General features: G+C 71.7%; 24 protein-coding genes. 13 read left to right on the forward strand and 11 right to left on the reverse strand.

The annotated features are described in order from the left end of the window. Positions 1-304: 304 nt before the first annotated feature. A complete protein-coding gene (locus tag ACSU6M_RS22050) occupies positions 305-1,969 on the reverse strand; it encodes a fumarate hydratase (RefSeq protein WP_437071613.1) in 1,665 nt (554 codons plus the stop codon). A 145-nt stretch (positions 1,970-2,114) separates the two neighbouring features. Here ACSU6M_RS22050 and ACSU6M_RS22055 point away from each other — a divergent pair, with 145 nt between their 5' ends. Then, positions 2,115-2,837, forward strand: coding sequence for a DUF1707 SHOCT-like domain-containing protein (locus ACSU6M_RS22055; RefSeq protein WP_437071615.1), 723 nt, complete (start codon positions 2,115-2,117; stop codon positions 2,835-2,837). A gap of 114 nt (positions 2,838-2,951) precedes the next feature. Further along, positions 2,952-3,326: a WhiB family transcriptional regulator gene (locus ACSU6M_RS22060; protein ID WP_437071617.1), complete on the forward strand. Its 375-nt coding sequence runs from the start codon at positions 2,952-2,954 to the stop codon at positions 3,324-3,326. Between the two features lie 185 nt (positions 3,327-3,511). On the opposite strand, the gene glpX is transcribed toward ACSU6M_RS22060, so the two are convergent. Next, positions 3,512-4,546, reverse strand: coding sequence for a class II fructose-bisphosphatase (gene glpX, locus ACSU6M_RS22065; protein WP_437071619.1), 1,035 nt, complete (start codon positions 4,544-4,546; stop codon positions 3,512-3,514). 130 nt (positions 4,547-4,676) lie between these two features. On the opposite strand from glpX, the gene ACSU6M_RS22070 reads away from it, so the two are divergent. Then, positions 4,677-5,201: a DUF4245 domain-containing protein gene (locus ACSU6M_RS22070; RefSeq protein ID WP_437071621.1), complete on the forward strand. Its 525-nt coding sequence runs from the start codon at positions 4,677-4,679 to the stop codon at positions 5,199-5,201. Positions 5,202-5,319: 118 nt separating this feature from the next. On the opposite strand, the gene ACSU6M_RS22075 is transcribed toward ACSU6M_RS22070, so the two are convergent. From ACSU6M_RS22075 to ACSU6M_RS22085, 3 genes are all read right to left on the reverse strand, one after another. Further along, positions 5,320-5,562: an exodeoxyribonuclease VII small subunit gene (locus ACSU6M_RS22075; RefSeq protein ID WP_437071623.1), complete on the reverse strand. Its 243-nt coding sequence runs from the start codon at positions 5,560-5,562 to the stop codon at positions 5,320-5,322. A 9-nt stretch (positions 5,563-5,571) separates the two neighbouring features. After that, a complete protein-coding gene (gene xseA / locus ACSU6M_RS22080) occupies positions 5,572-6,780 on the reverse strand; it encodes an exodeoxyribonuclease VII large subunit (protein WP_437071625.1) in 1,209 nt (402 codons plus the stop codon). A 168-nt stretch (positions 6,781-6,948) separates the two neighbouring features. Next, positions 6,949-8,316: an APC family permease gene (locus tag ACSU6M_RS22085; RefSeq protein WP_437071627.1), complete on the reverse strand. Its 1,368-nt coding sequence runs from the start codon at positions 8,314-8,316 to the stop codon at positions 6,949-6,951. A gap of 97 nt (positions 8,317-8,413) precedes the next feature. Between ACSU6M_RS22085 and ACSU6M_RS22090 the strand changes: the two genes are divergently transcribed. After that, positions 8,414-9,436: a 4-hydroxy-3-methylbut-2-enyl diphosphate reductase gene (locus tag ACSU6M_RS22090; RefSeq protein WP_437071629.1), complete on the forward strand. Its 1,023-nt coding sequence runs from the start codon at positions 8,414-8,416 to the stop codon at positions 9,434-9,436. 29 nt (positions 9,437-9,465) lie between these two features. Continuing rightward, entirely contained in the window at positions 9,466-10,224 is a 759-nt protein-coding gene (gene ppgK / locus ACSU6M_RS22095) for a polyphosphate--glucose phosphotransferase (RefSeq protein WP_437071631.1), read from the forward strand. A 232-nt stretch (positions 10,225-10,456) separates the two neighbouring features. Here the strand turns inward: ppgK and ACSU6M_RS22100 are convergent, their stop codons facing one another. Next, entirely contained in the window at positions 10,457-10,804 is a 348-nt protein-coding gene (locus ACSU6M_RS22100) for a DUF6542 domain-containing protein (RefSeq protein WP_437075301.1), read from the reverse strand. Between the two features lie 690 nt (positions 10,805-11,494). On the opposite strand from ACSU6M_RS22100, the gene ychF reads away from it, so the two are divergent. Next, positions 11,495-12,583 carry a redox-regulated ATPase YchF gene (gene ychF, locus ACSU6M_RS22105; RefSeq protein ID WP_437071633.1) on the forward strand — a complete coding sequence of 363 codons (1,089 nt, stop codon included), beginning with the start codon at positions 11,495-11,497 and terminating at the stop codon, positions 12,581-12,583. Positions 12,584-13,275: 692 nt separating this feature from the next. On the opposite strand, the gene ACSU6M_RS22110 is transcribed toward ychF, so the two are convergent. The 4 genes from ACSU6M_RS22110 to ACSU6M_RS22125 all read right to left on the reverse strand — a co-directional run bounded on the left by ACSU6M_RS22110 (position 13,276) and on the right by ACSU6M_RS22125 (position 15,982). Further along, positions 13,276-13,782, reverse strand: coding sequence for a hypothetical protein (locus ACSU6M_RS22110; protein ID WP_437071636.1), 507 nt, complete (start codon positions 13,780-13,782; stop codon positions 13,276-13,278). Positions 13,783-14,088: 306 nt separating this feature from the next. Next, a complete protein-coding gene (locus ACSU6M_RS22115) occupies positions 14,089-14,352 on the reverse strand; it encodes a type II toxin-antitoxin system RelE family toxin (RefSeq protein ID WP_437071638.1) in 264 nt (87 codons plus the stop codon). Beyond that, complete coding sequence (locus ACSU6M_RS22120; protein WP_437071640.1) at positions 14,345-14,614, reverse strand: type II toxin-antitoxin system Phd/YefM family antitoxin; 270 nt, start codon at positions 14,612-14,614, stop codon at positions 14,345-14,347. Before ACSU6M_RS22120 ends, ACSU6M_RS22115 begins: the two co-directional genes overlap by 8 nt. A gap of 69 nt (positions 14,615-14,683) precedes the next feature. Continuing rightward, a complete protein-coding gene (locus ACSU6M_RS22125; RefSeq protein ID WP_437071642.1) occupies positions 14,684-15,982 on the reverse strand; it encodes a M14 family zinc carboxypeptidase in 1,299 nt (432 codons plus the stop codon). A gap of 234 nt (positions 15,983-16,216) precedes the next feature. On the opposite strand from ACSU6M_RS22125, the gene ACSU6M_RS22130 reads away from it, so the two are divergent. Then, positions 16,217-17,554 carry a ThiF family adenylyltransferase gene (locus ACSU6M_RS22130; protein WP_437071644.1) on the forward strand — a complete coding sequence of 446 codons (1,338 nt, stop codon included), beginning with the start codon at positions 16,217-16,219 and terminating at the stop codon, positions 17,552-17,554. Continuing rightward, a complete protein-coding gene (locus tag ACSU6M_RS22135) occupies positions 17,551-18,810 on the forward strand; it encodes a hypothetical protein (RefSeq protein ID WP_437071646.1) in 1,260 nt (419 codons plus the stop codon). Before ACSU6M_RS22130 ends, ACSU6M_RS22135 begins: the two co-directional genes overlap by 4 nt. A gap of 39 nt (positions 18,811-18,849) precedes the next feature. Here the strand turns inward: ACSU6M_RS22135 and ACSU6M_RS22140 are convergent, their stop codons facing one another. Then, positions 18,850-19,785, reverse strand: coding sequence for a LysR family transcriptional regulator (locus ACSU6M_RS22140; RefSeq protein ID WP_437071648.1), 936 nt, complete (start codon positions 19,783-19,785; stop codon positions 18,850-18,852). 91 nt (positions 19,786-19,876) lie between these two features. Here ACSU6M_RS22140 and ACSU6M_RS22145 point away from each other — a divergent pair, with 91 nt between their 5' ends. The 5 genes from ACSU6M_RS22145 to ACSU6M_RS22165 all read left to right on the forward strand — a co-directional run bounded on the left by ACSU6M_RS22145 (position 19,877) and on the right by ACSU6M_RS22165 (position 25,721). Beyond that, positions 19,877-20,710, forward strand: a complete 834-nt coding sequence (locus ACSU6M_RS22145) for an oxidoreductase (protein WP_437071650.1) — start codon at positions 19,877-19,879, stop codon at positions 20,708-20,710. Between the two features lie 595 nt (positions 20,711-21,305). Next, positions 21,306-22,892, forward strand: a complete 1,587-nt coding sequence (locus tag ACSU6M_RS22150; RefSeq protein ID WP_437071652.1) for a S8 family peptidase — start codon at positions 21,306-21,308, stop codon at positions 22,890-22,892. A 231-nt stretch (positions 22,893-23,123) separates the two neighbouring features. Beyond that, positions 23,124-24,263 (forward strand): DUF4190 domain-containing protein, encoded by a 1,140-nt coding sequence (locus ACSU6M_RS22155; RefSeq protein WP_437071654.1) that lies wholly within the window; start codon positions 23,124-23,126, stop codon positions 24,261-24,263. A 202-nt stretch (positions 24,264-24,465) separates the two neighbouring features. Then, positions 24,466-25,218, forward strand: a complete 753-nt coding sequence (locus ACSU6M_RS22160) for a GntR family transcriptional regulator (RefSeq protein ID WP_437071656.1) — start codon at positions 24,466-24,468, stop codon at positions 25,216-25,218. A 317-nt stretch (positions 25,219-25,535) separates the two neighbouring features. Next, positions 25,536-25,721, forward strand: a complete 186-nt coding sequence (locus tag ACSU6M_RS22165; protein WP_437071658.1) for an SPOR domain-containing protein — start codon at positions 25,536-25,538, stop codon at positions 25,719-25,721. The last annotated feature ends 19 nt before the right edge of the window (positions 25,722-25,740 follow it).

Genomic DNA, 25,740 nt, shown 5'->3' on the forward strand with positions numbered 1-25,740 from the left:
GCTGAGGCGGGATCGGCCGCTCCCAGCCCATTGGGCCCGCACGGCTGAGGCGGGGTCAGTCACTCCCAGCCCGTCGGGCTGGCGAGGATGAGGCGGGAACGGCCACTCCCAGACCGCCGGACCCGCACGGCTGAGGCGGGGTCAGCCACTTCCAGCCCGTCCGGCGTTTGAGGACGAGGCCGTTCAGGCCGATGGGGGTCCAGGGGGCGCAGCCCCCTGGCGGGGTCGAAGGGGCGGAGCCCCTGTGAGGATGGGAACGGGTAGGGGCGGCGGGGGCGAGAAGGCCCCCGCCGCACCGAACCGACTACGCCAGCCCAGGCCCCCGAACCGGAATCGACGTGAACGTGGGCGCGGGCGCCGGATCCTGGAAGAAGTCGTTCCCCTTGTCGTCGACGACGATGAACGCCGGGAAGTCCTCCACCTCGATCTTCCAGACCGCCTCCATGCCGAGCTCCTCGTACTCGACGACCTCGACCTTCTTGATGCAGTCCTGCGCCAGCCGCGCCGCCGGCCCGCCGATGGACCCGAGGTAGAAGCCGCCGTGCGCGGCACACGCGTCGGTGACCTGCTTGCTCCGGTTGCCCTTGGCGAGCATCACCTTCGACCCGCCCGCGGCCTGGAACTGCTCCACGTAGGAGTCCATGCGCCCGGCGGTCGTCGGCCCGAACGACCCCGACGCGTACCCCTCCGGCGTCTTCGCGGGCCCCGCGTAGTACACCGGGTGGTCCTTCAGGTACTGCGGCATCTCCTCACCCGCGTCCAGCCGCTCCTTGATCTTCGCGTGCGCGATGTCACGGGCGACGACCAGCGGCCCGGTGAGCGACAGCCGCGTCTTGACCGGGTACTTGGTCAGCTCGGCGAGGATGTCGTCCATCGGCTGGTTGAGGTCGATGCGCACGACATCGCCCTCCTCCAGGTGCTCCTCCGTCGTGTCCGGCAGGAACCGCGCGGGGTCCGTCTCCAGCTGCTCCAGGAACACACCCTCGGCCGTGATCTTCGCGACCGCCTGCCGGTCGGCCGAGCAGGACACGGCGATGGCGACCGGGCAGGAAGCACCGTGCCGCGGCAGCCGCACCACCCGCACGTCGTGGCAGAAGTACTTGCCGCCGAACTGCGCCCCGATACCGATCTTCTGGGTGAGCTCGAAGACCTTCTCCTCCAGCTCCTTGTCCCGGAAGCCGTGACCGAGCGGCGAGCCCTCGGCGGGGATCTCGTCGAGGTAGTGCGCGGAGGCGTACTTGGCCGTCTTCAGCGCGTACTCCGCGGACGTACCGCCGACCACGATCGCCAGGTGGTACGGCGGGCAGGCGGCCGTACCGAGCGAACGGATCTTCTCCTCCAGGAACTTCATCATGGATGCCTCGTTCAGGACGGCCTTCGTCTCCTGGTAGAGGAACGACTTGTTGGCCGAGCCGCCGCCCTTGGCCATGAAGAGGAACTTGTAGGCGCCCCCGTCGGTCGCGTACAGCTCGATCTGCGCCGGCAGGTTGGAGCCGGTGTTCTTCTCCTCCCACATGGTGAGCGGAGCCATCTGCGAGTAGCGCAGGTTCAGCTTGGTGTAGGCGTCGTAGATGCCCCGCGACAGGGCCTCCTCGTCACGGCCCTCGGTCAGCACGTTCTGCCCGCGCTTGCCCATGACGATCGCCGTGCCGGTGTCCTGGCACATCGGCAGCACACCGGCGGCCGCGATGTTGGCGTTCTTCAGCAGGTCCAGCGCCACGAACTTGTCGTTGCTCGACGCCTCGGGGTCGTCGATGATCCGCCGCAGCTGGGCGAGGTGCGCGGGGCGCAGGTAGTGCTGGATGTCGTGGATGGCCTCCTCGGCCAGCTTGCGCAGCGCCTCGGGCTCCACCTTGAGGAACGTCCGCCCGTCGGCCTCGAAAGTGGAGACACCCTCGGAGGTCACCAGCCGGTAGGGGGTGGTGTCCTCTCCCATGGGGAGCAGATCGGTGTACGCGAACTCAGGCATCTCAGCCCATTCCTCACTCTGACGGACGGCGGCCCGCCGACGCTGGCGGGCCTCACCAGCGTAGAACCTGCCACCGACAGCGAACCTGTGAGGTAAGGCTCAGTTGGGGGTGTCGCGATCTATCGTGTGTGGGTACGCTGCTGTCGTGGACCTTCAGAAGCAGAGCGCCGCACCCACCACCGCAGCCGAGCTGCGCTGCTCCGACGCCGACCGCGACCGGATCGCCGACATCCTGCGCGAGGCCCTGGCCGAGGGCCGGCTGACCCCCGACGAGCACGCCGAGCGCGTGGCGGGCGCGCTGGCCGCGCGGACGGCCGGCGAGCTGGAGGCGTTCATACGGGACCTGCCCGCGGCCCACATCCACCGCGCCGCGACCCCCACCGCCCCGTACGCCTCCCTCCCCTCCGGCCCGTACGCGGCACCGAGCCGCCCGACGGCCGGCGCGATCCCGATCGACCCCGACGACAACGTGGTCGCCGTCCTCGGCGCCGCCGTCCGCAAGGGCCGCTGGCGCGCGGGACGCCGTATCCACGCCTACGCGGTCTTCGGCAGCGTCGAGATCGATCTGAGCGAGGCGCTGTTCGAGTACCAGCAGGTGGTGATCAAGGCGTTCTCGGTCTTCGGCAGTGTCGAGATCAGCGTCCCGGAGAACGTGTCGCTGCGCGGCACCGGCGGCGGCGTCCTCGGCAGCTTCGAGGTGGACCCGCTGGACGCGACCGACTCCCAGGCGCCGGTGGTCTTCGTCGACGGCTGGGCCGTGCTGGGCAGCGTGGAGGCGCGACCGAGACGCGGCAAGCGCGTCGCGGACATTCTCGATCGCGTACAGCGCAAGACCGAAAAGACTTTGCGCAGGCATCTCGGTCATTGACGGTCGTGAATCGGTAGCCGCCGGCCGTTGCCAACTCCCTGCATAGGCGCGCGCACAGCGGGTAGACCTTGCTGCATCGTCTCTCGCTCGCGAAGCCGTCGTCAGGAGTAGACCGTGCTGCAACCGCCGCATTCGTCCCTGCAGGTAGCTGTCGTTCCGGCCCAGCGCGAGCCAGTGCGGGACAGGGACCAAGACGCACCCTGGCACACCGAGGCGGTGTGCCGGCGCGACGAGGCGGGCCTGTTCTTCGCCCCTTCCAAGGAGCCCACCGCCGCCCGGCTGTCCCGCGAAGAGGCCGCCAAGCGCGTCTGCGCCCGCTGTCCCGTCATGGTCGAGTGCCGCGAGCACGCCCTCCTCCAGCCCGAGCCCTACGGCGTCTGGGGCGGCCTCACCGCCGCCGAGCGCCGCGTCGTCCTCGCGCGGCGGCGCCGCCGCGAACTGGAGCTCAAGAAGGCGGCCAGGGCCACGGCGAACCGCATAGCGGGCTGACACCCACGGACACACCAAAGGGGCGCCCCCTCCGCACAGGGGGCGCCCCTTTTTCCTGATGCAGGGCTTGTTCACGATGCCGGCGAGGACGCCGGCCTCCAGGGGCGCGGGGAACTGCGCGACCGGCCACGGACGCGCAGTTCCGGCAGCGGTCCCCGACCCCTGCCTACGGCGTACCTACGGCGCTACTTCGCCCGATCGAAGTCGATCGCCGAGTAGGCCCGCAGCTTGCTGAGCCGGTGCTCGGAATCGATCCTGCGCACCGTCCCCGACTTCGACCGCATCACGATGGAGTCCGTCGTCGCCGTCTCCGACCGGTACCGCACACCCCGCAGCAGCTCACCGTCGGTGATACCGGTCGCCACGAAGAACACGTTCTCGCCCTTGACCAGGTCCTCCGTCGTCAGCACCCGGTCCAGGTCGTGGCCCGCGTCGATCGCCCGCTGCCGCTCCTCGTCGTCCTTCGGCCACAGCTTGCCCTGGATCGTGCCGCCCAGGCACTTCACCGCACAGGCCGAGATGATGCCCTCCGGCGTACCGCCGATGCCGAGCAGCAGATCCACGCCCGTGCCCTCGCGCAGCGCCAGGATCGAACCGGCCACATCACCGTCGGAGATCAGCTTGATGCGCGCCCCGGTCTCCCGGATCTCGTTGATGATCCCCTCGTGGCGCGGCCGGTCCAGGATCACCACGGTCACGTCCTCCGGCGTGGACCGCTTGGCCTTGGCGACCCGGCGGATGTTCACCGACACCGGCGCGTCGATGTCGACGAAGTCGGCCGCCTCGGGCCCGGTGACCAGCTTGTCCATGTAGAACACGGCGGACGGGTCGAACATCGCCCCGCGCTCGGTGGCCGCGAGCACGGCGATCGCGTTCGGCATGCCCTTGGCGGTCAGCGTGGTGCCGTCGATCGGGTCGACGGCGATGTCCACCTCGGGCCCGGTCCCGTCACCCACGCGCTCCCCGTTGAAGAGCATCGGGGCCTCGTCCTTCTCGCCCTCGCCGATGACGACCACGCCGTTCATCGACACGGTCGAGACCAGGGTCCGCATGGCACGCACCGCGGCACCGTCGGCGCCGTTCTTGTCGCCGCGTCCCACCCAGCGGCCCGCGGCCATGGCGGCGGCTTCGGTCACCCGGACCAGTTCCAGGGCGAGGTTGCGGTCGGGGGCCTCGGAGGGGACGTCCAGCTCGGACGGCAAGTGATGATGCTCGGTCATCGGAGCGCACCTTTCTGATACGACGACGGCCGGATGAGGGGTTCTGCCCGACGACTCTATCGTCAGGTCGACAAACTGAGCAGGGGGCCCCACGGATGAGCGCAGGGGGGCACCTGCGACGATAGGGGGCGTGGCAGGCACTTCACGCAAGCAGAACACGGTCGTGGACATGATTCTGTCCATGGGCCTCATCGTCATCGCGGCCCTGGTCGTCTACCTCTTCATCCCGAACGACGACGGCGAGCCCGAGCTGAGGCGCGTCGACTACCGGGTGGAGCTGCTGACGGCGCGGCGTGCGGCCTCCTACGCCGTGGCTGCCCCCGAGGGCCTGCCCAGCAGCTGGAAGGCCACCTCCGTGCGCTTCCAGGGCGACAAGTTCGAGGCATGGCACCTGGGCTACCACGCCCCCGACGGCGAGTACGTGGCGATCGAGCAGTCCACCCAGCGGCCGGCCGTCTTCATCGACAAGGCCAGCCAGGGCGCCGAGGAGACCAAGACCACCCGGCAGATCGGCGGCCGCACCTGGGTCCGCTACACCGGGGACCACTACGACGCGCTGGTCCACCGGGGTGACGACGGCGCCACCACGCTGGTCACCGGCACGGCCTCCTTCGAGCGCCTGGAGGAGATGGCGCGGGCGCTCAAGCTGGCCTGAGACCACCCGAGCGGCGCACAGGCCCCCGGCGCGACGCCGGGGGCCTGTTGCTGTTCCCTGTGGAGGGACGTGCGCGGCGGCGCCGGTGCGCCCGCCCGCGGCGGTCAGCGCGCGGACGTCACGCGTCGCCCTCCGCGTCCTCGTCGCCGCTCTCGTCCTCCTCCGCCGCCAGGGCCGCGTCCAGTCGCGCCCGGGCGCCCTCCAGCCAGCGCCGGCACACCTTGGCCAGCTCCTCGCCGCGCTCCCACAGCGCCAGCGACTCCTCCAGCGTCGTACCGCCCGCTTCGAGCCGCCGTACCACCTCGATCAGCTCGTCACGCGCCTGCTCGTACCCGAGCGCCTCTTCCACCTTGCTGGTCATCCGCCCACCCTATGCGTCCACTCGTACGGAGAACTCGCCCTCGGCGACCCGCGCGCGCAGCGCCTCGTCCGCCGACACCTCGCCCGGATCGCGGACCACATGCCCGTCCGCGCGCTGGAGCACCGCGTACCCGCGCTTGAGGGTCGCCGCGGGGGAGAGGGCCACCACGCGCGCGTGGGTGTGCGTCAGCTCGGAGTCGGCACGGTCCAGGAGGTGCCCGAGGCAGCGCCGGGAGCGCTCCACCAGGGACGCCACCTGCTCCTCGCGCTCCGCGATCATGCGGTGCGGATCCTGTATCGCGGGCCGGGCCAGCGCGTGGGCGAGACCGCGCTCCTCCCGCTCCACGAGCGCGTGCGCACACCGGCGGGCCCGGTCGCGCAGCTGCCGCACCCGCTCCAGCTCCTCGCCGACGTCCGGTACCACCTTCTTCGCCGCGTCGGTGGGCGTGGAGGCGCGCAGATCGGCGACGTAGTCCAGCAGCGGGGTGTCCGGCTCATGGCCGATCGCGGACACCACCGGCGTACGGCAGGCGGCGACGGCCCGGACGAGCTGCTCGTCGGAGAACGGCAGCAGGTCCTCCACGCTGCCACCGCCGCGCGCGACGATGATCACGTCGACCTCGTCGAGCGCATCCAGCTCCTTGACCGCCTGCACCACCTGCGGCACCGCGTGCACCCCCTGCACGGGCACATTGCGCACCTCGAAGCGGACCGCCGGCCAGCGGTGCCGGGCGTTCTCCAGCACATCCCGCTCGGCGGCCGACGCCCGCCCGCACACCAGGCCGATCAGCTGCGGCAGGAACGGCAGCGGCTTCTTGCGCTCCGGCGCGAACAGCCCCTCGCCCGCCAGCGCCTTCTTCAGCTGCTCCAGACGCGCCAGCAGCTCCCCGACACCCACCGGCCGTATCTCGGCGGCCCGCAGCGACAGCTGGCCCCGCGGCGCGTACCACTCGGGCTTGGCCAGCACCACGACCCGGGCGCCCTCGCTGACCACCTCGGCGACCTCGTCGAACACCTGCCGGTAGCAGGTCACGCTCACCGAGATGTCGTACGACGGGTCGCGCAGCGTCAGGAACACCACCCCGGCGCCGGGCCGCCGCGACAGCTGGGTGATCTGCCCCTCGACCCACACCGCCCCGAGCCGGTCGATCCACCCCCCGATGAGCCGCGACACCTCACCGACGGGCAGCGGGGACTCCGGACTCGTGTTCACAGCCATGCCGCCGAGCGTAACGGCCACCACCGACAATCCGGCCCGACGCGGACGCGAGCGGCCCGTGGCCCGGGCGGCCGCGAGCTGCCGCGAGGCGCGTCCGGCCGAACAGCCCGCCGCGGCGTGAGGCACCTGCCGGTCGGTCCCGGTCCGTGCCACCGGCCGACCGCGCGGCTACCTGGCCGCCGAGCGCCCCCGCTGCGCCGCCAGCACGCCGAGCCCGACCACCAACCAGATCGCGCCCACCGCCCGGGCCGTCCCGGATGCCTCCACGATCACCGCGACCGTGATCGCCGCCCCGGCCACCGGCACCAGCACATGCCGCCACCAGCTCACCGGCCCTCCTCGCCGCCGCACCGCGAACCAGCTCACCACGCTCGCGTGCAGCAGCGTGAAGGCGGTCAGCGCACCGACGTCGACGACCGAGACCAGATGATCCAAGCCGTCGTCCCGGCGGGCCGCCCACACCGCCGCGACCAGCGTGATCACGGCCGCGCAGGACAGCGCGACGCGTGGCACCCCGCCGTCCGTGCGCGACAGCGCGCGCGGGAGGCGCCCGTCACGGCCCATCGCGAACAGCAGCCGCCCCGCCGCGGCCTGCCCGGCCAGCGCCGCGAACGCGGCCCCGACCGCCTTGCTGACGGCCACCAGATCGTGCAGCCAGGTGCCGACGGAGGCGTCCACGGCGTCGTAGAACGCCGACCCCTGCCGCGCCGGATCCGCGGCCAGCCCGGCCGAGGACACCGGCTCCAGCAGCGCCACCAGATACGTCTGCGCCACGAACAGCACGCCCGCGAGGGCGAGGCAGAACAGCACCGCGCGCGCGACCTTCTCCGAACCCCCGGTGACCTCCTCCGCGAAGGACGCGATCGCGTCGAAGCCCAGATAGGACAGCACCGCGATCGACACCGCCCCGAGCACCGCCCCCAGCGCGAACGCGCCCTGTGTGCCGTCCCCCGACAGCGGCGACAGCCAGCCGCGCTGGGCCCCGTCCCGCGCCAGCACCACCACCGCCGACCCGACGAACACCAGCAGAATCACGATCTCCGTCGCCAGCACCAGGAAGCCCACGCGCGCGGCGACCCGTACGCCCCACAGATTGAGCAGGGTGGTGACCGCGACCGCGAGCGCCGTCCACACCCACCGGGACACCTCCGGGACCAGCGCCTCCATGGCGATGCCGGAGAACAGATAGGCGACCGCCGGGATCAGCAGATAGTCGAGCATCGCCATCCACCCGGCGACGAACCCCGCCCCGCTGCCGAGCGCCACGCGCGCGTACGCGAAGACGGAGCCCGCCTGGGGCACCACCCGCACCATCTGCGCGTAGGAGAACGCGGTGAACGCCATCGCGACCGTCGCCACGAGATAGACCAGCGCGACCGCGCCGTGCGAGCGGGCATCCAGGGTGCCGAACACGCCGACCGGCGCCATCGGCGCGATGAACAGCAGCCCGTAGACCACCAGATCCCGGAAGCCCAGGCTGCGCCGCAGCCGGTGGTGCTCGTCCGCAGCGGGAACCCGTGTGCCGGTCTCGGACATCCGTGCCTCCGCCCGTCGCTGGTGGGCCGCCTGAAGGTCAGTTTCACCGGCGCCCCGCCGGGCACGCGATCTCTGGGCCCCCGAACGCGGCCTTACGATGGGACGCATGACTGCTTCGCCTGGCCGCCGTGTCCTGCTCGCCGCCCCCCGTGGCTACTGCGCGGGTGTGGACCGCGCCGTGATCGCCGTCGAGAAAGCCCTTGAGCAGTACGGCGCTCCGGTCTACGTCCGGCACGAGATCGTCCACAACAAGTACGTCGTGCAGACCCTGGAGAAGAAGGGCGCGATCTTCGTCGAGCGGACGGAGGAGGTGCCGCCGGGCAACATCGTGATGTTCTCCGCGCACGGCGTCGCCCCCGTCGTCCACGAGGAGGCGGCGCGCGGCAGGCTCGCCACCATCGACGCGACCTGCCCGCTGGTCACCAAGGTCCACAAGGAAGCCGTCCGCTTCGCCAACGAGGACTACGACATCCTGCTCATCGGCCACGAGGGCCACGAGGAGGTCATCGGCACCTCCGGCGAGGCCCCGGACCACATCCAGCTCGTCGACGGCCCCGGCGACGTGGAGAAGGTCAAGGTCCGCGACGAGTCCAAGGTCGTCTGGCTGTCCCAGACGACCCTGTCGGTCGACGAGACCATGGAGACCGTGGACGCGCTCAAGGAGAAGTTCCCGCAGCTGATCTCCCCGCCGAGCGACGACATCTGCTACGCCACCCAGAACCGTCAGCTCGCCGTGAAGCAGATGGGCGCCGAGGCCGACCTGGTGATCGTCGTCGGCTCGCGCAACTCCTCCAACTCCAAGCGGCTGGTCGAGGTCGCCAAGCTGGCCGGCGCGCGCGACGCCCACCTCGTGGACTTCGCGAGCGAGATCGACGAGACCTGGCTGGAGGGCGTGACCACGGTCGGCGTCACCTCCGGCGCCTCCGTCCCGGAGGTGCTGGTCGAGGAGGTCCTGGAGTGGCTCGCCCAGCGCGGCTACGAGGACGTCGAGCTGGTCAAGGCCGCCGAGGAGTCCATCACCTTCTCGCTGCCCAAGGAGCTGCGCCGCGATCTGCGCGCCGAGGCGGCGGCGCTGGTCGCCGAGCGCGGCGGCACGGGAGCCGGGTCCGCGCAGGCGTGACTGTCAGTGGTCCGTCGTAACGTAGGGCCATGCAGATCTTCGGCGTGGACATCGGCGGATCCGGCATCAAGGGTGCCCCTGTGGACCTCGACAGGGGCGATCTCGCCCAGGAGCGCTTCAAGGTGCTCACCCCGCATCCGGCGACACCGGACGCGGTGGCCGACGGCGTGCGCGAGGTCGTCGAGCACTACGGCTGGACGGGCCCCGTCGGTGTCACCTTCCCCGGCGTGGTCACCGGCGGCTCCACCATCCGTACGGCGGCCAATGTCGACAAGGGCTGGATCGACACCGACGCGCGTGCCCTGCTGAGCGACCGCCTCGGCGGCCTGCCGGTCACGGTGATCAACGACGCCGACGCGGCGGGCGTCGCCGAGATGCGCTTCGGCGCCGGCCGCGGCCGCAAGGGCACGGTCATCCTCCTCACCTTCGGCACCGGCATCGGCAGCGCCCTCTTCACCGACGGCGTCCTCGTCCCCAACTCCGAGCTCGGCCACCTGGAGCTCTCCGGCCACGACGCGGAGAAGCGCGCCTCCAGCAAGGCCAAGGAGGACGGCGACCTCTCCTGGGAGCGCTGGGCCCGCCGGGTCGAGAAGTACCTCGCCCACGTCGAGATGCTGTTCTCCCCGGAGCTCTTCATCATCGGCGGCGGGGTCAGCCGCAAGTCCGCCAAGTTCCTCCACTACATCGACGGCCTCCAGGCCGAGGTCGTCCCCGCCGAGCTCCAGAACAACGCGGGCATCGTGGGCGCGGCCATGCGGGCGGCGGAGGAGGGGGTGGGGGAGAGGTAGGCGTGCCGGCGCGGTACGGGCCGGCGCGGCTGGGGGTGCGGGCCCTTCGAGTGCGGATGCGTGTCTGTCGGCCGGGTGCGGGGGCGTCTCGGGCCGGTCGGCCGGGGGCGGGGGCTGGGCCGCGGCGGTGGACGGGTGCCGGCCGCGAGGCTGCCCCGGCGCCGCGGGGCGGGACTGCGGTGCCCTCGCGCCGGCGGAGCCCCAGCGCATCCGCTGCGCGCCCCGGCGCCGGTCAGGAGCCGGCCGGCTGGTGGCTCTTCGCGGGTGTCGGTCGGCGATGGGCGGGGCGCAGCCGGCGGGCGGTCACGATCACGCCGGTGACGAGCGTGCCGCCGTAGAGCCAGCCGGCCTGGGTGGCCAGCGCGGTGAAGAGGCCCATCAGCCGTCCCCCGACGCCCTCCCCGCCGGCGATCGGCAGCAGCCCGGCGACGAAGGCGATCGGCACGACGATGGGCCCGGTCACCAGGTCCCCCCGGCGCACCCAGAGCGCGGTCAGGACGCACACCGGCAGGAAGAGCACGCCGTACACCGTCAGGGACGCCCCGAACAGCAGCGCGTCCAGGGAACCCAGCGCGAACATCACCGCCGTACAGAAGAGGGCGCAGCCCAGTCCGGTCAGCCGGGGGTTCGGCAGCCGGCGCGGGGGAGCGGGACGGCGTGCGCCCGCCGGACGGCGCCGGGCGGCCGCGGGGGCGCCGGACCGACCGGCACCGGACTGCCCGGCACCGGACCGGTCGGTGCCGTGGGACCCGTGGGCGCCTCCGTCGCGCGGGCGGGAGACACCGGGCGCCGGGCGTGAGCCGTTCTCGCGGGCCCGGCGGGGGGCGCCGTCCGGGGAGGAACGAGGCCCGCCCCCTCCCGCGGCGCGTGGACCGCCGGCCGCGGGCCGCTGACGGTCCTCCGCGGGTCGCCGCGCCTCCAGGGGGCGGGCCTGGCGGGGGGTGGGCCGGCCGGGCCGGGCCGCGGGTGAGCCCGCGTCGCCGGAACCGGCCTGCGGCGGCAGCGGCGGAGTGCCGCGGCGCGGTCCGGACCGGTCTGGGCGAGTCCTGTGCTGCTCCATTGGACCAACTTAGGTCGTTTTATGTGTCGAACAGCCCTTCAGACACGCCGGGGGACCAAGCTTGGCCAAGCGTTCGACGGATCTCCAGGGGCCGCGCCGGGCACCCCGTAAACTGGTGGATCGGCCGGCCTGTCCTCTGGCCGCCCCGGCCCGAAGGCCCCCTCGGCCTCGCAGGTCCCCTGGCCCCTCTGACGTACGGGAAGTCGCAACGTGTCGCTCACGATCGGAATCGTCGGTCTGCCGAATGTCGGCAAGTCGACCCTGTTCAACGCCCTGACCAAGAACGACGTGCTGGCGGCCAACTACCCGTTCGCCACGATCGAGCCGAACGTCGGTGTGGTCGGCGTCCCCGACCCCCGCCTGGCGAAGCTGGCCGAGATCTTCTCCTCGGAGCGGGTCCTTCCGGCCACGGTGGACTTCGTCGACATCGCGGGCATCGTGCGCGGCGCGAGCGAGGGCGAGGGCCTGGGCAACAAGTTCCTGGCGAACATCCGTGAGTCCGACGCGATCTGCCAGGTCATCCGCGCCTTCAAGGACGAGAACGTCGTCCACGTCGACGGCAAGGTCTCGCCCAAGGACGACATCGAGACGATCAACACCGAGCTGATCCTCGCCGACCTCCAGACGATCGAGAAGGTCCTGCCCCGCCTCCAGAAGGAGTCGCGGATCAAGAAGGACGTCGCCCCGAAGGTCAAGGCCGTCGAGGAGGCCAAGGAGATCCTGGAGAAGGGCGACACCCTCTTCTCCCAGGGCATCGTCCAGGGCACCGAGCGCGCCGAGCTCCTGCACGACCTGCACCTGCTCACCACGAAGCCCTTCCTCTACGTCTTCAACGTCGACGAGGACGAGCTGACCGACGAGGCGTTCAAGGACGAGCAGCGCGCCCTGGTCGCCCCCGCCGAGGCGATCTTCCTCAACGCCAAGCTGGAGGCCGACCTCGCCGAGCTGGACGAGGACGAGGCCATGGAGCTCCTGGAGTCCGTCGGCCAGCACGAGCCCGGCCTCGCCACCCTCGCCCGCGTCGGCTTCGACACCCTCGGCCTCCAGACCTACCTGACGGCCGGCCCCAAGGAATCCCGCGCCTGGACCATCAAGAAGGGCGCCACCGCCCCCGAAGCCGCCGGTGTCATCCACACCGACTTCCAGAAGGGCTTCATCAAGGCGGAGGTCATCTCCTTCGAGGACCTGGTGGAGACCGGCTCGGTCGCCGAGGCCCGCGCCAAGGGCAAGGCCCGCATGGAGGGCAAGGATTACGTCATGCAGGACGGCGACGTGGTGGAGTTCCGCTTCAACGTCTGATACGTCCGGCGAAAGGCCGTCTGACCTGCGCTGGAGCGGGTCGGGCGGCCTTTGCAGTCCGCACAGAGTCCGCAGCGTGCTGACTTCGGTCAGCGCGCGGGGGAGCGGCTACGCCGCTTCGTACTTCTGTGGCTGCGCATCGGCGGACCGGTCCGCGTACGCCTTGTCGACGGCGGCCCGGGTCCGTTCCTCGGAGTCGGGCCACAGGGGGGACGTCCACGATCAGTACGCTCTGTGAGGCTGCGGCTGTCTGCGAGGACAAGCTGACCAAGTCGCTGCACGAAGACAGGAGTGCGCCGACCAGGCGCTCGGCAACGGGGCTGGCGGCAAGGACCGCTTGGGCGCCGCACTGGCGCGCGACAGTGATCACTTGCTCGGTGGCGTCGCGTAGTGCGCCTGGATCGGTGAGGCGCTCGATGTTGTTGCGAGCTGTGTCCACCGCGTCCAGCAGGTCACTCATCGGTAACCCCCATAGGAACGCTGGTCTTCGGTATGTGCAGTTTTGATGGGCCACGGCGGCGTGCCAATACCGACGCTGATTCCGTCACCAACGACACTGCCTCGGCCGCTGTGCGCGGCAAGCCGAACGGCAACCCATCACCCGTCCTGAGGCGTGTCACGTCTCCAGGGGGCGTGCCGCCGATAGCCGATCAAGCGAGTGAGCGCAGCATCCAGAGGACATGCAAGGCTAGCTACTCCAAGGGGTGGCACTCGTAGAAGGGCTCGGGCGCCATGAAGCTCAGGCCGTTCTCGTCGAGAGCGTTGAAGACGGTGACCCGGCCGCGTGGGAAGACGAACCCGATGGCCACCATCCCTTGCGCCGCGTCGTTGCCCTGCCATTCCAGGAGCTCGATCTCCTGTAGCACCTGGCCATGGAGCGAGGTCAGGGCCGGCACCGCATCGTGGCGCCAACGCAGGTCGAGCCCAGGCCAACGAACGGACCCGTAGGGGGCGAGGGAGTTCCAGCCCACTGAGATGTCGTCGAACCTCTGGTGCTGGATCTCGATCTGCTCTCCGCCGAAGTCGAGCAGAACGGGACCGTCGGCGAACCATGTGTCGTCTGCGACGTCCCAAAGCAGCCAGGCGCGCGCCAGCGTCTTCCCAACCAGTGCGCGCAGGCGGTCGCCGTGGGCTGCGGTGATCGCGGGACGGCCGCGAAGCCACTCGGGGGCATAGGTCTCGAGATCGAAATCGAGCATCCGAGCATTGTGCCGGGTGAGCGGCGGCGGGCGCAGTCCGCAGCCAGTCCGCAGGACACTCGTAAACGGCTGTCGGGAGCCAACGCGCCAACGATGAAATCCCGGTCAGAGCCCAAGGTAAGGCTCCGTCGCAGGTCAGAATCTGACCTCAGACATTCCGCTTCAACGTGTAGCCGTACCCTCACTGCACGTTAGGCGTTGAGTCACATGTGCAAGTCAGAAGGGGTCGGGCTCTGTCGAGTCCGACCCCTTCGTCGTCACCGTGCTGGATGGGTGCTGGATGTTCTGACGTAGGGCCAGCGGCGATCAGGTGTCGTAAACGGAGGACCGGTGTCCCACGTGAACGACCCAGACCACCAGTTCTCCGTTGTCGATGGTGTAGAGGACCCGGTAGTCGCCGACGCGGAGGCGGCGACGTTCGGGCTGGGACACCAGTGCGGTGGTGTTGAAGCCGAGGGGGTCGGTCTCCAACTCGGTCAGCTTGGCCAGGATGCGCAGCGCCATGTCGCGGGGGATCTTCCGAAGCTCGGCCTGTGCCTCGGGGCGGAAGACGGTTCGGTACTCACTCACCGCGTGCCAGCGTCTCCCTCATGATGTCCTCGATCGGGATGCCGGGCGCGGGGTTGGCCATGCGCTCGTCGATGATCCGATTGATCTCGCGCTCTTCCCACTGCTGGTACTTGCGCAGTACCTCGATGGAGACGACGGCGGCGACTTCCTTGCCCCGGCGCGTGATCACGGTGGGTACGTCGTCGCGATCGGCGCGCTCCACGACTTCGGCGAGGTGGGCACGCACATCGCGGATGGACTCTACGGGCAGCGGCTGCGTCATGCGCCCAAGTGTACCGAGTGACTCATGTGTACACAAAGCGTCCGGCTCGGGGGAGCCCGCTCGTTCGCTTCAGGGGGCGGAGCAGTTCCTCAGTGCGCTCTCCGCCGCTGCCACGACCGTGCGTGCCTGGTGGGCCACCTGGTGGCGCACCGGTACCCAGCGCAGGCGCAGGGTGCGCTCGAAGTCCTCGGACCAGGTGGTGAAGAGCTCGTTCAGTTCGCGGTGCAGGGTCGGGGCGGCGGGGTCGTCCGCCGTGCTCAGCAGGCGCAGCAGGAGACCCGCCGCGCGCAGGGGCTGGCGGCGGGCGACGACGTCGAGGGCGCCGAGGTGGGCCGTGGTGAGGCGGGGCGGGGTGGCCGACCGGCGGGCGAGGGGTTCCCAGGAGGCGGCGACCAGGTCGTAGAGGTCGTCCGCCATCCAGTCCAGTACGCGGATCAGGGCGCTGTCCTCGGCGGACGGCAGGAAGGCGCGGGCCTTGTCGTACGCGGCGGTCACCCGGCTGCCGCCGTCCCGGACGAGCGCGGACAGCTCGCGCAGGGTGTGGGCGGCCTGTGGGTGCGGGGAGAGGTCGTCGGCCAGGTCGGTCGCCCACATCGGGACCTCGACGATCGCCGTGACCCCGCCGTGGCGGGCGGGGGCGCACCAGGTGGACCGGCGGATGTTCTCGGAGCCGGCCGCCAGGCGCGCGGTGGCCTCCGGCGGAGGCAGGACGTAGACCGCGGGGCTCGGGTTGTCCCAGTACAGGGCGTCGTAGTTGCCGTGCTGGAGCGGGATGCCGAGGTCGGCCGCGGACCGGGCGAAGGGTGCGGCGAGTCCGGGCAGGTCCTGGGTCAACTGGACCCAGGTGCCGCCCGCTTCGACGCTGTGCAGGGAGCACTGGAGAACCGGGCGCAGCTCGTCGATGACGGTGAACAGGGCGCGCGATTCCGGGAGTTCACGCTCGACGATCGGCGCCCACTCGGGCTGTTCGGCCGCGACGGGGCGGAAGGCGGTGCGGTAGTAGCCGGCCAGGGTGTGGTCCGGGCCCGCCGTCGCCCGCTCCAGGCCCTCGCTCAGCGCGGCGCCGTCCGGGTCGAGGCACAGGACGATGTTCCAGGTGACGAGGGAGGGATCGGTCGCCGGGGACCGGGCGTCGGCGCGTGCCACGCGCTCCGCCAGGGCGAGCGCGGTCGCGGCGCCCACCGGCTCGTCGGGGTGCGGCCGGGCGACCACCAGGACGTGGCGCGGTCCGTGCCCGACGCTGAGCATCAGGATCGGACGCCCGGCGCGCGAGGCACCGATCCGGCGCAGGCGGCCGGTCCCCGGGAACCGGGAGACCAGCTGCCGCGCCGACTCGGTGACTTCCGCGACCGTGAGGTAGCGGTCCATCGGGCGGATCCGGTCAGGCGCCGCCGTTGCCGCCGCTCTCGCCGGTGGTCTCCTTCTTGTCCAGCGGGCGGATCTCGATCTTGTTCGGCATGCCGTGTCCTCCTGGTGGTGGCAGTGGCGTGCAGGGATTTGTAGTGCTCTTGCCAGAGTTCGTCCCTCGGGTCACTGTTGTCAATGTCCGTTGCCCACGGGGCAGTTGGGACTGACGAGATTGGCGCGAAAATGACGGTGCACATGATGCGGAGGCCCCGGATCAAGCCGGAGCACCGGGCCTACCGGACGGTCGACGGCCACATCAGGATCGGAAGCGTCGTCTACGGCATCGGCTCCGAGGTCAAGGATCCCGACGGCTGGCTCTGGACGCTGGTCGAGGCCATGGACGGCACCCGCGGCACCGAGGACATCGTCGCCGAGGTGTCCCGCCGCCACCCCGAACTGCGGTTGCCGGCCCCCGACATCGTGCAGGCGCTGACCGACCTCACCGACGCCGGGTACGTCGAGGACGCCGGTGCCGAGCCGCCCGCGGAGCTCTCCGCGCGCGAACGCGAGCGCTACAGCCGGGGCATGACCCTGCTGCGCTGGATGGACCTGCGGCCGCGGGAGAGCTCCTGGGAGCCGCAGCTGCGGCTGCGCCGGTCCCGGGTGCTGCTCATCGGCGTCGGCGGCACCGGTGGCGCCGCCGCGCGCGACCTCGTCGCCTCCGGCGTGGGGCGGCTGCACTGCGTCGACCCGGACGTCGTCGAACTGTCCAACCTCAACCGCCAGACCCTCTACGGCGAGCCCGACCTCGGCACCCCCAAGATCGACGCGGCGCTGGCCGCCCTGCGCGCGCTGAACTCGGACACGACGGTCACCGGCGAACGCCGCGAGGTACGCGGTCCGGCCGACCTCCACGACCTGCTCACCGCACCGTCCGGCGGCGGACCGTCGTACGACGTGCTGCTGCTGGCCGCCGACCGGCCCGCCGTCATCCGCAGATGGGCCAACGAGGTCTGCCTGACCACCGGCACGCCCTGGGCCGAGGCCGGTTACCGTGGCCCGCTGGTGAGCGTCGGTGTCTTCACGCCCGGCCTCGGCGCCTGCTGGGAGTGCCTGCGCAGCAGCGAGATCGAACGCCGCGATCTGCGGCTCGCGCCCGGACAGGACGAGGACGTCGCCTCACCCCGTATGCCGTGGAACCCGGTCAACGCCGTGACCGCCGGCCTGTCCGGCAGCCTGCTCGCCCACGCCGCCCTCTCCCTGCTGTGCGGCATACCCCGGATCGACCCCGGCTGCCGCTTCGGCCTCAACCTCATGGTGCCCGGCGACCCGGTCCTGCAGCGCTCGCGGCGACGCCCGGACTGCCCGGCCTGCGGCACGGAACCGGCCAACGGGCCCGAGCGGACGGCACCTTCAGAGGCCGAGCCCGTCCCGCACCAGGACCTGCTCCCGGATCCGGCTCCCCATCGCCGGCCGACGGGGAACCCCCACTCCGCGCCGAACCCCCACTCCGCGCCGACCTCCCACCCCGCGCCGAACCCCCACTCCGCGGCCAACGCCCACCCCGCGCCGACCCCCCAGACCCACCCATGACCGACACCACCCCCCACGACGCCACGCCCCACGACACCACCCCCGACGACCACCCCCGTATCGACCCGGCCACCCGCGTCCACCTCCACGACCTCGCCGTACGCCGCGACCGTGACGAGTGGATCGTCGGCCGGATGGCCACCCGGACCTTCGTCGCCATGCCGGCCGCCGGCGCCCGTGCCGTGGAACTCCTCGGCGAGGGCCTGACCGTGTCCCGCACGGCGCAGTCGCTGCGCGCGGAGACCGGCGAGGAGTTCGACGTCACCGACTTCGTCCGCGATCTGACCGCCCTCGGCTTCGTCGCCCGGATCGGGGACCGGACGCTTCCCGACCCCGCGCCGCCGCGCGCCTCACTGCCCCGGCTGCGCCCCCACCACGTCCGCTTCGCGCTGCACCCCGTGTTCCCGGTGCTCGTCGGCGCGCTGCTCACGGCGGCCGTCGTCGTCCTGCTGCGCCGCCCCGACCTGCTCCCGGACTACCGGGACCTGCTGTGGAGTCCGCACGGCAGCCTCGTCCTGCTCTGCGGAGCGGCGGCCGGCTGGACGCTGCTGCTGGCCCATGAGCTGGCGCACCTGGTCACCGCCCGCGCGGTGGGCGTGCCGGGGAGGATCCGGCTGGGCACCCGGTTGCAGTTCCTCGTGATGCAGACCGACATCAGCGGCATCGAACTCGCGCCCCGCCGCCACCGTATGACGGCCTACCTCTCCGGCATCGCCCTCAACCTGTCCGTCGCCTCGGCCCTGCTCCTCGTCCTCGCCGCGACGGACCCCGGCACGACGGCCCACCGGCTGCTGGCCGCGGGGCTGCTGCTGGCGCTGATGCCGGTGCCCTTCCAGTTCATGGTGTTCACCCGCACGGACCTCTACTTCGTCCTCCAGGACCTCACCGGCTGCCGGAACCTCTACGGCGACGGCCTCGCCTACGCCCGGTACGCGTTCCGCCGGCTGGTGCGGTCGCCGCTCGCCGCGGCCGGTGACCCGAGCACCCGGCTGCCCCCGCACGAACGCCGGGCGGTACGCCTCTACAGCGTCGTCCTCGTCGTCGGTACGGCGGCCTGCCTCGCGTTCATGGCCGCGGTCACCCTCCCCGTCGACATCGCCCTGCTGGTCCGCGCGGCCCGCGGCCTGGGGCCGGAGCACGGCCTGGCGGGGAACGCCGACTCCCTGGCGGTCCTGGTCGTGCTGGGCGGGGTCAACGTCCTGTGGGTGGTCACCTGGTGGCGCAATCGCCGTGCGCGCAGAGGGGGAAAGCCCTGAGAGGGCGGGGGCGCCGACGCCACCGAGGCTGACTCGACGTCAACTGCGGCCCGTCACCTGCCGGCAAGCCTCCGCGTACGCCCGTATGAGCTCCCGACGCCCCTCGCCGCGCCCCTCCCCACCCCCCTCCTCGCGCCGCCAGGCCAGCGCGCACCGCGACGGGGTCAGGCCGGTGACGGGGCGGGCGGTGACCCCGCCGAGGCTGATCAGCGGCAGGTTGCCCCTGGCGACGAGGACGACCCCGAGACCGGCGACCAGCGCCTCGTACGTCTCCTCGGCGCTGGCGACCTCGGCGCCGATCCGCGGCGGCCGGCCCCCGCGGCAGTCGGTGCCGAGCCAGAAGTCCCGCAGCGGCCCGGCGCTGCGAGGCAGGGCGAGGAACGGCTCGTCGGCGAGCTCGGCGAAGTCGATCTCGGCGCGGCCGGCCAGCGGGTGGTCCTCGGGCAGGGCGATCAGCCGGGGTTCCTCGACGACCACCGTCCAGGCGTACCGGTGCTGATCGGGCAGCGGCAGCCAGACGAAGGCCACGTCGGTGTCGCCGTCGGCGAGGCCCGCGGTGGGGTCGTCCCAGGTGATCTGCCGCAGCCGCAGCGTCGCCTCGGGCCGGGCGGCGGTGAAGCGGGAGCGGATCGCGGGGAGCAGTCCGCCGCGGCCCAGGCTGGTGCTCATGCCCACCACCAGGGTGCTGTGCTCGGCGGCCCGGGCGCGGTCGACCGCGGCGGCGGCCTCCTCCCAGGTCTGGAGCACCCGCCGGGCGTGCGGCAGCAGCGCGTCGCCCGCCGCCGTCAGCTCCACGCCCTGGGAGTCGCGGCGGAACAGCTTCACCCCGAGCTGCCCCTCCAGCGCCCGGATCTGCTTGCTCAGGGCGGGCTGGGACACGTACAGCCGTTCGGCCGCGCGCGTGAAGTGGAGCTCTTCGGCGACCGCGACGAAGTAGCGAAGTTCCCGTCCGTGTACGTCCGTTGTCATAACCATCGGCTATCACGCTAGATCTTGGACGGGCCGGCTGTCCGCCGAGCAGACTCGTCCGTGTCAGGTACCGAGACGGTCGGCGGAGGAGATTCCCATGAACAAGGTGTGGTTCGTGACGGGCGCCAGCAGCGGTTTCGGCCGGGCGATCACCGAGGCGGCCCTCGCCGACGGTGACGTCGTGGTGGGTGCCGCCCGCCGGACCGAGGCGCTTGAGGACCTGGTGGCCGCCCATCCCGACCAGATGGTGGCGCTCGCCCTGGACGTCACCGACACGGCGGCCGCCGAGGAGGCAGTCAGGGGCGTCGTCGCCCGCCACGGCCGGATCGACGTGCTGGTGAACAACGCCGGCCGCACCCATGTGGGCGCCTTCGAGGAGACCACCGACGCCGAGCTGCGCGCCCTGTTCGACCTGCATGTCTTCGGCCCGGCCGCGCTCGTGCGGGCGGTGCTGCCGTCCATGCGCGAGCGGCGCTCGGGCGCGATCGTGCAGATGAGCAGCATGGGCGGGCAGATGTCGGTGGCGGGCTTCGCGGCGTACAGCGGGACGAAGTTCGCGCTGGAGGGGATGTCCGAGGCGCTCGCGGACGAGGTGCGGGACTTCGGCATCAAGGTGCTGATCGTGGAGCCGGGCGCGTTCCGCACCTCGCTGTTCGAGGGGAGCCGCGCCGGGGCGAGCGCGGACAGCGGCGTCTACGGCAAGGTCGAGCAGACCCGCGCCTTCGTCTCCGGCGGCCACGGCAGCCAGCCCGGCGACCCGGCCAAGCTGGCCGCCCTGGTGCTGGCGGCGCTGGAGGCCCCCGAGACGCCGCTGCACCTGCCGGTCGGCGACGACGCCGTCTCGGCCGTGCTCGGCCACCTCGACCAGGTCCGCGCCGATGTCATGGCGTGGGAGAAGCGGGCCCGCGACACGGCTTTCGACACCGAGTAGACCCCGCCGCGCGATCGGCGGTGACCTGTCGTCGGGGCTTGCCGCTGCGTGGCCGGCGGTGACCGGCCGTTGGTGTTTCCCGCTGCGTGGCCGGCGGTGACCGGCCGTTGGTGTTTCCCGCGGCGCGGCCGGCGGTGACCGGCCGTTGGGGCTTCCCGCCGCGCGGCCGGCGGTGACCCGTCGTTGGGGCTTCCCGCCGCGCGACCCGCGGTGACCGCCGTTCGGGCTTCCCACCGCGCGACCCGCGGTGACCGGCCGTTCGGGCAGCCCGCCGCCCGAACGGCCCGCCGGTGCGCGAACGTGCTCGAAAAGCAGCGCCCGGAACCGCCGGAGAGCAGCGCGGGAAACCGCTCGGCGACAGCCTCCGGACCTGCCCGAAAGCGACCGCCCCCGCTGACGGGCGATCATGTACGCCGCATGGCGGCCGTGTTACGTCCGTGCAGGACCCTTGTGCAATTCCTGCGGAACCCTCAATCTTTCGGCTGACGCACAGGAGCGCCGCAGCGGATTGACATGTCCCTGTCGTGCTCACGGTGTCTGCTCGACGCACCACTCCCCACCAGCAGCGCACCACCGATTGAGGAGGACCCCTCAAATGGCAGCGATGCGTAACTCCGGCGGATCCCCACGACGAAGACTGGCCGCGATCGGCATGGCGGCAAGCGCCGCGCTCGCCGCGGGTCTCGTCTCCGCCCTGCCCGCCGGAGCGGCCCCCGCCGCTGCGGAAGGCCGCATCCAGTACGCGGGCGCGGCGAACGCCGTAGCCGACAGCTACATCGTGACCCTCAAGGCCGACCGGGCCCGCTCCGGCAGCGCCGAGGGCCGCGCCGTGGCCGCCAAGTACGGCGCGACGATCGAGCGCACCTACACGAAGGCGCTCAACGGCTACGAGATCGAGGCGTCCGAGGCCGAGGCCGAGCGCCTCGCCGCCGACCCGGCCGTCGCCTCCGTGGTCCAGAACCGCACCTTCACCATCGACGGCACGCAGCCCAGTCCGCCCTCCTGGGGTCTGGACCGCGTCGACCAGCGCGCTCTGCCGCTGAACAACTCCTACACCTACCCGGACTCCGCCGGGCAGGGCGTCACCGCGTACGTCATCGACACCGGCGTCCGCATCAGCCACAGCGACTTCGGCGGCCGTGCCTTCAACGGCTACGACGCCATCGACAACGACAACGTCGCCCAGGACGGCCACGGCCACGGCACGCACGTCGCCGGCACGGTCGCGGGCAACGCCTACGGTGTCGCCAAGAAGGCGAAGATCGTCGGCGTCCGCGTCCTGAACAACCAGGGCTCCGGCACCACCGCCCAGGTCGTCGCGGGCATCGACTGGGTCGCCCGCAACGCCGTCAAGCCGGCCGTCGCCAACATGTCCCTGGGCGGCGGCGCCGACACCGCCCTCGACACCGCCGTGCGCAACGCCATCGCCTCCGGCGTCACCTTCGCCGTGGCGGCGGGCAACGAGTCGACCAACGCCTCGACCCGCTCGCCCGCACGCGTCACCGAGGCCATCACCGTCGGCGCCACCACCAGCTCCGACGCCAAGGCCAGCTACTCCAACTACGGCACCGTCCTCGACCTGTTCGCTCCGGGCTCCTCCATCACCTCCGCCTGGAACAGCAGCGACACGGCCACCAACACCATCTCCGGTACGTCGATGGCGACCCCGCACGTCGCCGGAGCCGCCGCGCTCTACCTGGCCGCCAACCCGACGGCGACCCCGGCACAGGTGAGCCAGGCCCTGGTCGACGCGGCCACGCCCAACGTCGTCACCAGCCCCGGCACCGGCTCGCCCAACCGCCTGCTCTACGTCGGCGGCGGCACCACCACCCCGCCCGGGCCGCGCTTCGAGAACACCACGGACTACGCGATCAACGACCACTCCACGGTCGAGTCCCCGATCACCGTCTCCGGTGTCTCCGGCAACGCCCCCGCCACCCTGGCCGTCCCCGTCAACATCATCCACACCTACATCGGCGACCTCCAGGTCCAGCTGATCGCCCCCGACGGCACCGCCTACACGCTCAAGGCGTTCGGCACCGGCGGCAGCGCGGACAACATCAACACCACGTACTCCGTGAACGCCTCCTCCGAGGTCGCCAACGGCACGTGGAAGCTGAGGGTCACCGACAACGCGTCCGTGGACACCGGACGCATCGACTCCTGGGCCCTGCAGTTCTGACGGACAGCCGGACCTGACCCACCCCACTCGTCCTCGCGGAACCCACCCCGCGAGGACGAGCCATGTCCGCGGTCCGCCCGGTGGGCTCCGCACCTCGGCACAGCCCCGCGCCCCTGGAGGACGTCCGGCCGCCCGGCGCCGGGACGGACCGGCGCAGCCGCTCGCTTCCGGCCCCCGTACGATGCGGCCAGTCGTACAAGAGTTCTGCCTCGCATCAGGAGCACGGTACCTGTGTCCATACCTCCGCCCCCCGGGCCCCAGGGCCAGTACCCGCCTCCGGGACCGTACGGGCCGCAGCCGTACCAGCCCTGGCCGCCGTACGGACAGCCCCTGCGACCGCCGCTGAACGGGCTCGCCATCGCCGCACTGGTGCTCGGCATCCTCTGCTTCGTACCGGCCCTGGGTCTGGTCCTCGGGCTGATCGCCCTGCGGCAGATCCGGCGCAAGGGGGAACGCGGCCGGGGCATGGCGATCGCCGGCAGCGTGCTCTCCTCCGTCGGCCTGGTCCTGTGGACGCTGTTCTTCGCGACCGGCGGCGCCGCCGAGTTCTGGGACGGCTTCAAGGAGGCCGCGCGGGAGAACAACGCGGTGTTCACGGTGAAGAAGGGCGAGTGCTTCGACACCACCACCGGCTCTCTGGAGGGCCTTGCCTACGACGTCGACAAGGTGCCCTGCGGCGGCGCGCACGACGGTGAGGTCTTCGCCGTCGTCGAGGTCCCCGACGGCGCCTTCCCCGGCGACGCCCGCCTCACCGCGCTCGCCGACGACAAGTGCTACGCCTTGGAGAGCCACTACGTCATGGACGCCTGGGCCCTGCCCGAGCACGTCGACGTGTACTACCTGACCCCGACGAGGCAGAGCTGGCGCCTCGGCGACCGCGAGATCACCTGCATCTTCGGCAACACCGACCCCAAGGGCTCGCTCACCGGCTCGCTGCGCACCGACGAGACCACCCTCGACACCCACCAGCTCGCCTACCTGGAGTCCGTCCGCGCCCTGGACGCGGTCCTGGACCAGGAGCCCGAGGCATACCCCGACGAGGACCTGCCGGCGAACACCGCGTGGGCGAAGGAGATGGCGGCCGCCCTCGACGAGGAGGCCGCGGCCCTGCGCGCGCACACCTGGCGGGGCGCCACGAAGCAGCCCCTGGAAGCGCTCGCCGCCGAACTGGAGGCCCGCGCCGACGACTTCGGCAAGGCCGCCGACGCCACCGACCCGGACGTCTTCTTCGAGCACTACGAGTCCGGCTACGACTTCGTGGACGGCACCGCCACGATGGACGCCCGCACGGCGCTGGGGCTGTCCACCACCCCGCCGGCGTACGACTACGACGACGGCGACGGGGGCGAGGGCGGCGCTCTGAACGCCTGAGCGACGACAGCGCGACCGACACCGGTGCCGCGGCCCTGGGCCGCGGGAGGTGTGATCGCGGCTATAGCGGGGAGAAAGTGCCTGCGTAAAGCCCTTCCCGGCCAGATGTCATCACATCGAGTGATTCTCTGGCCTTTGCTTGCACGGCTCAACCCACGGTTGCCACGCTGTTGCTGTCTGTACAACCTGATGGGAGCGGCCAGTGACATTCGGTGAGCAGCCGGCGTACCTGCGCGTCGCGGGTGATCTCCGCAAGAAGATCGTCGACGGTTCGCTTCCACCGCACACCCGCCTGCCCTCACAGGCCCGCATCCGCGAGGAGTACGGCGTCTCGGACACCGTGGCCCTGGAGGCGCGCAAGGTCCTCATGGCCGAGGGCCTGGTCGAGGGCCGCTCCGGTTCCGGGACGTATGTGCGCGAGCGCCCCGTGCCCCGCCGTATCGCCCGCTCCGGCTACCGCCCGGCGAGCGGGGCCACGCCCTTCCGTCAGGAGCAGGCGGACGCGGGCACGCGCGGCACCTGGGAGTCCAGCAGCCGCCAGGCGGAGGCGAGCCGCGCCGTCGCCGAGCGGCTCGCCATCGAGCCCGGCGACCGCGTGATGTGCACGCGGTACGTGTTCCGGGAGGCCGGCGAGCCGGTGATGCTCTCCACCTCCTGGGAGCCCCTCGCCGTCACCGGCCGCACTCCCGTGATGCTGCCCGAGGAGGGGCCTCTCGGCGGCATGGGCGTCGTCGAGCGCATGCGCGCCATCGACGTGATCGTGGACAACGTCACCGAGGAGGTCGGAGCCCGCCCCGGCCTCGCCGAGGAACTGCTCACGCTGGGCGGCGTGCCCGGCCATGTCGTCCTCGTCGTCCAGCGCACCTTCTACGCCTCCGGCCGCCCCGTGGAGACGGCCGATGTGGTCATCCCGGCGGACCGCTACCGGGTCTCGTACCACCTTCCCGTGAAGTAGCGCACATCTGTGCGGTAGTTGTGCCTCGGTGCGCCCGACGCGCCCCGGTGTGCGCCCCGTTGGCTTTCGGTCGTTCTCGCAGGTCGTCCAGGGTGTGTGCGGTGCCCCGCAGGGATGGTGCGCCGCAGCGCGCGGGCGGCCTGCTCGCCGTTGTGCGCCCCGTTGCTACTGGCCGGTTGCCCCCCTCTCGGGTACCTCTTTGTGAAAAGCCGTATTCGCTCCGTGAAGGTTGGGCGTAGGCTCGGGCATATGCGGAGTGCGGTTTCCTCAGCGGGCGGGCCGCGGTGCGGACCGCGGACGGGAAGTGGAGGGGTGCGATGACCGACGGCGGCGCCATCCCCCTTCCCTGGCTCGTCATACGCCAGGACGACAACGGCAATCGCTACCGCGTGGGCCGGTACGCCACACGCGCGGAGGCGCAGAAGATCGCCGACAGCCTCGACGCGCGCGGGCACAAGCAGCTCTACTCGGTCGAGCGGATCGGGGACGGCGCGCGGAACTGACCCTCCCGTAGGGTGCGGC

The organism is Streptomyces sp. enrichment culture (genome assembly GCF_964272895.1).
Lineage (GTDB): Bacteria > Actinomycetota > Actinomycetes > Streptomycetales > Streptomycetaceae > Streptomyces.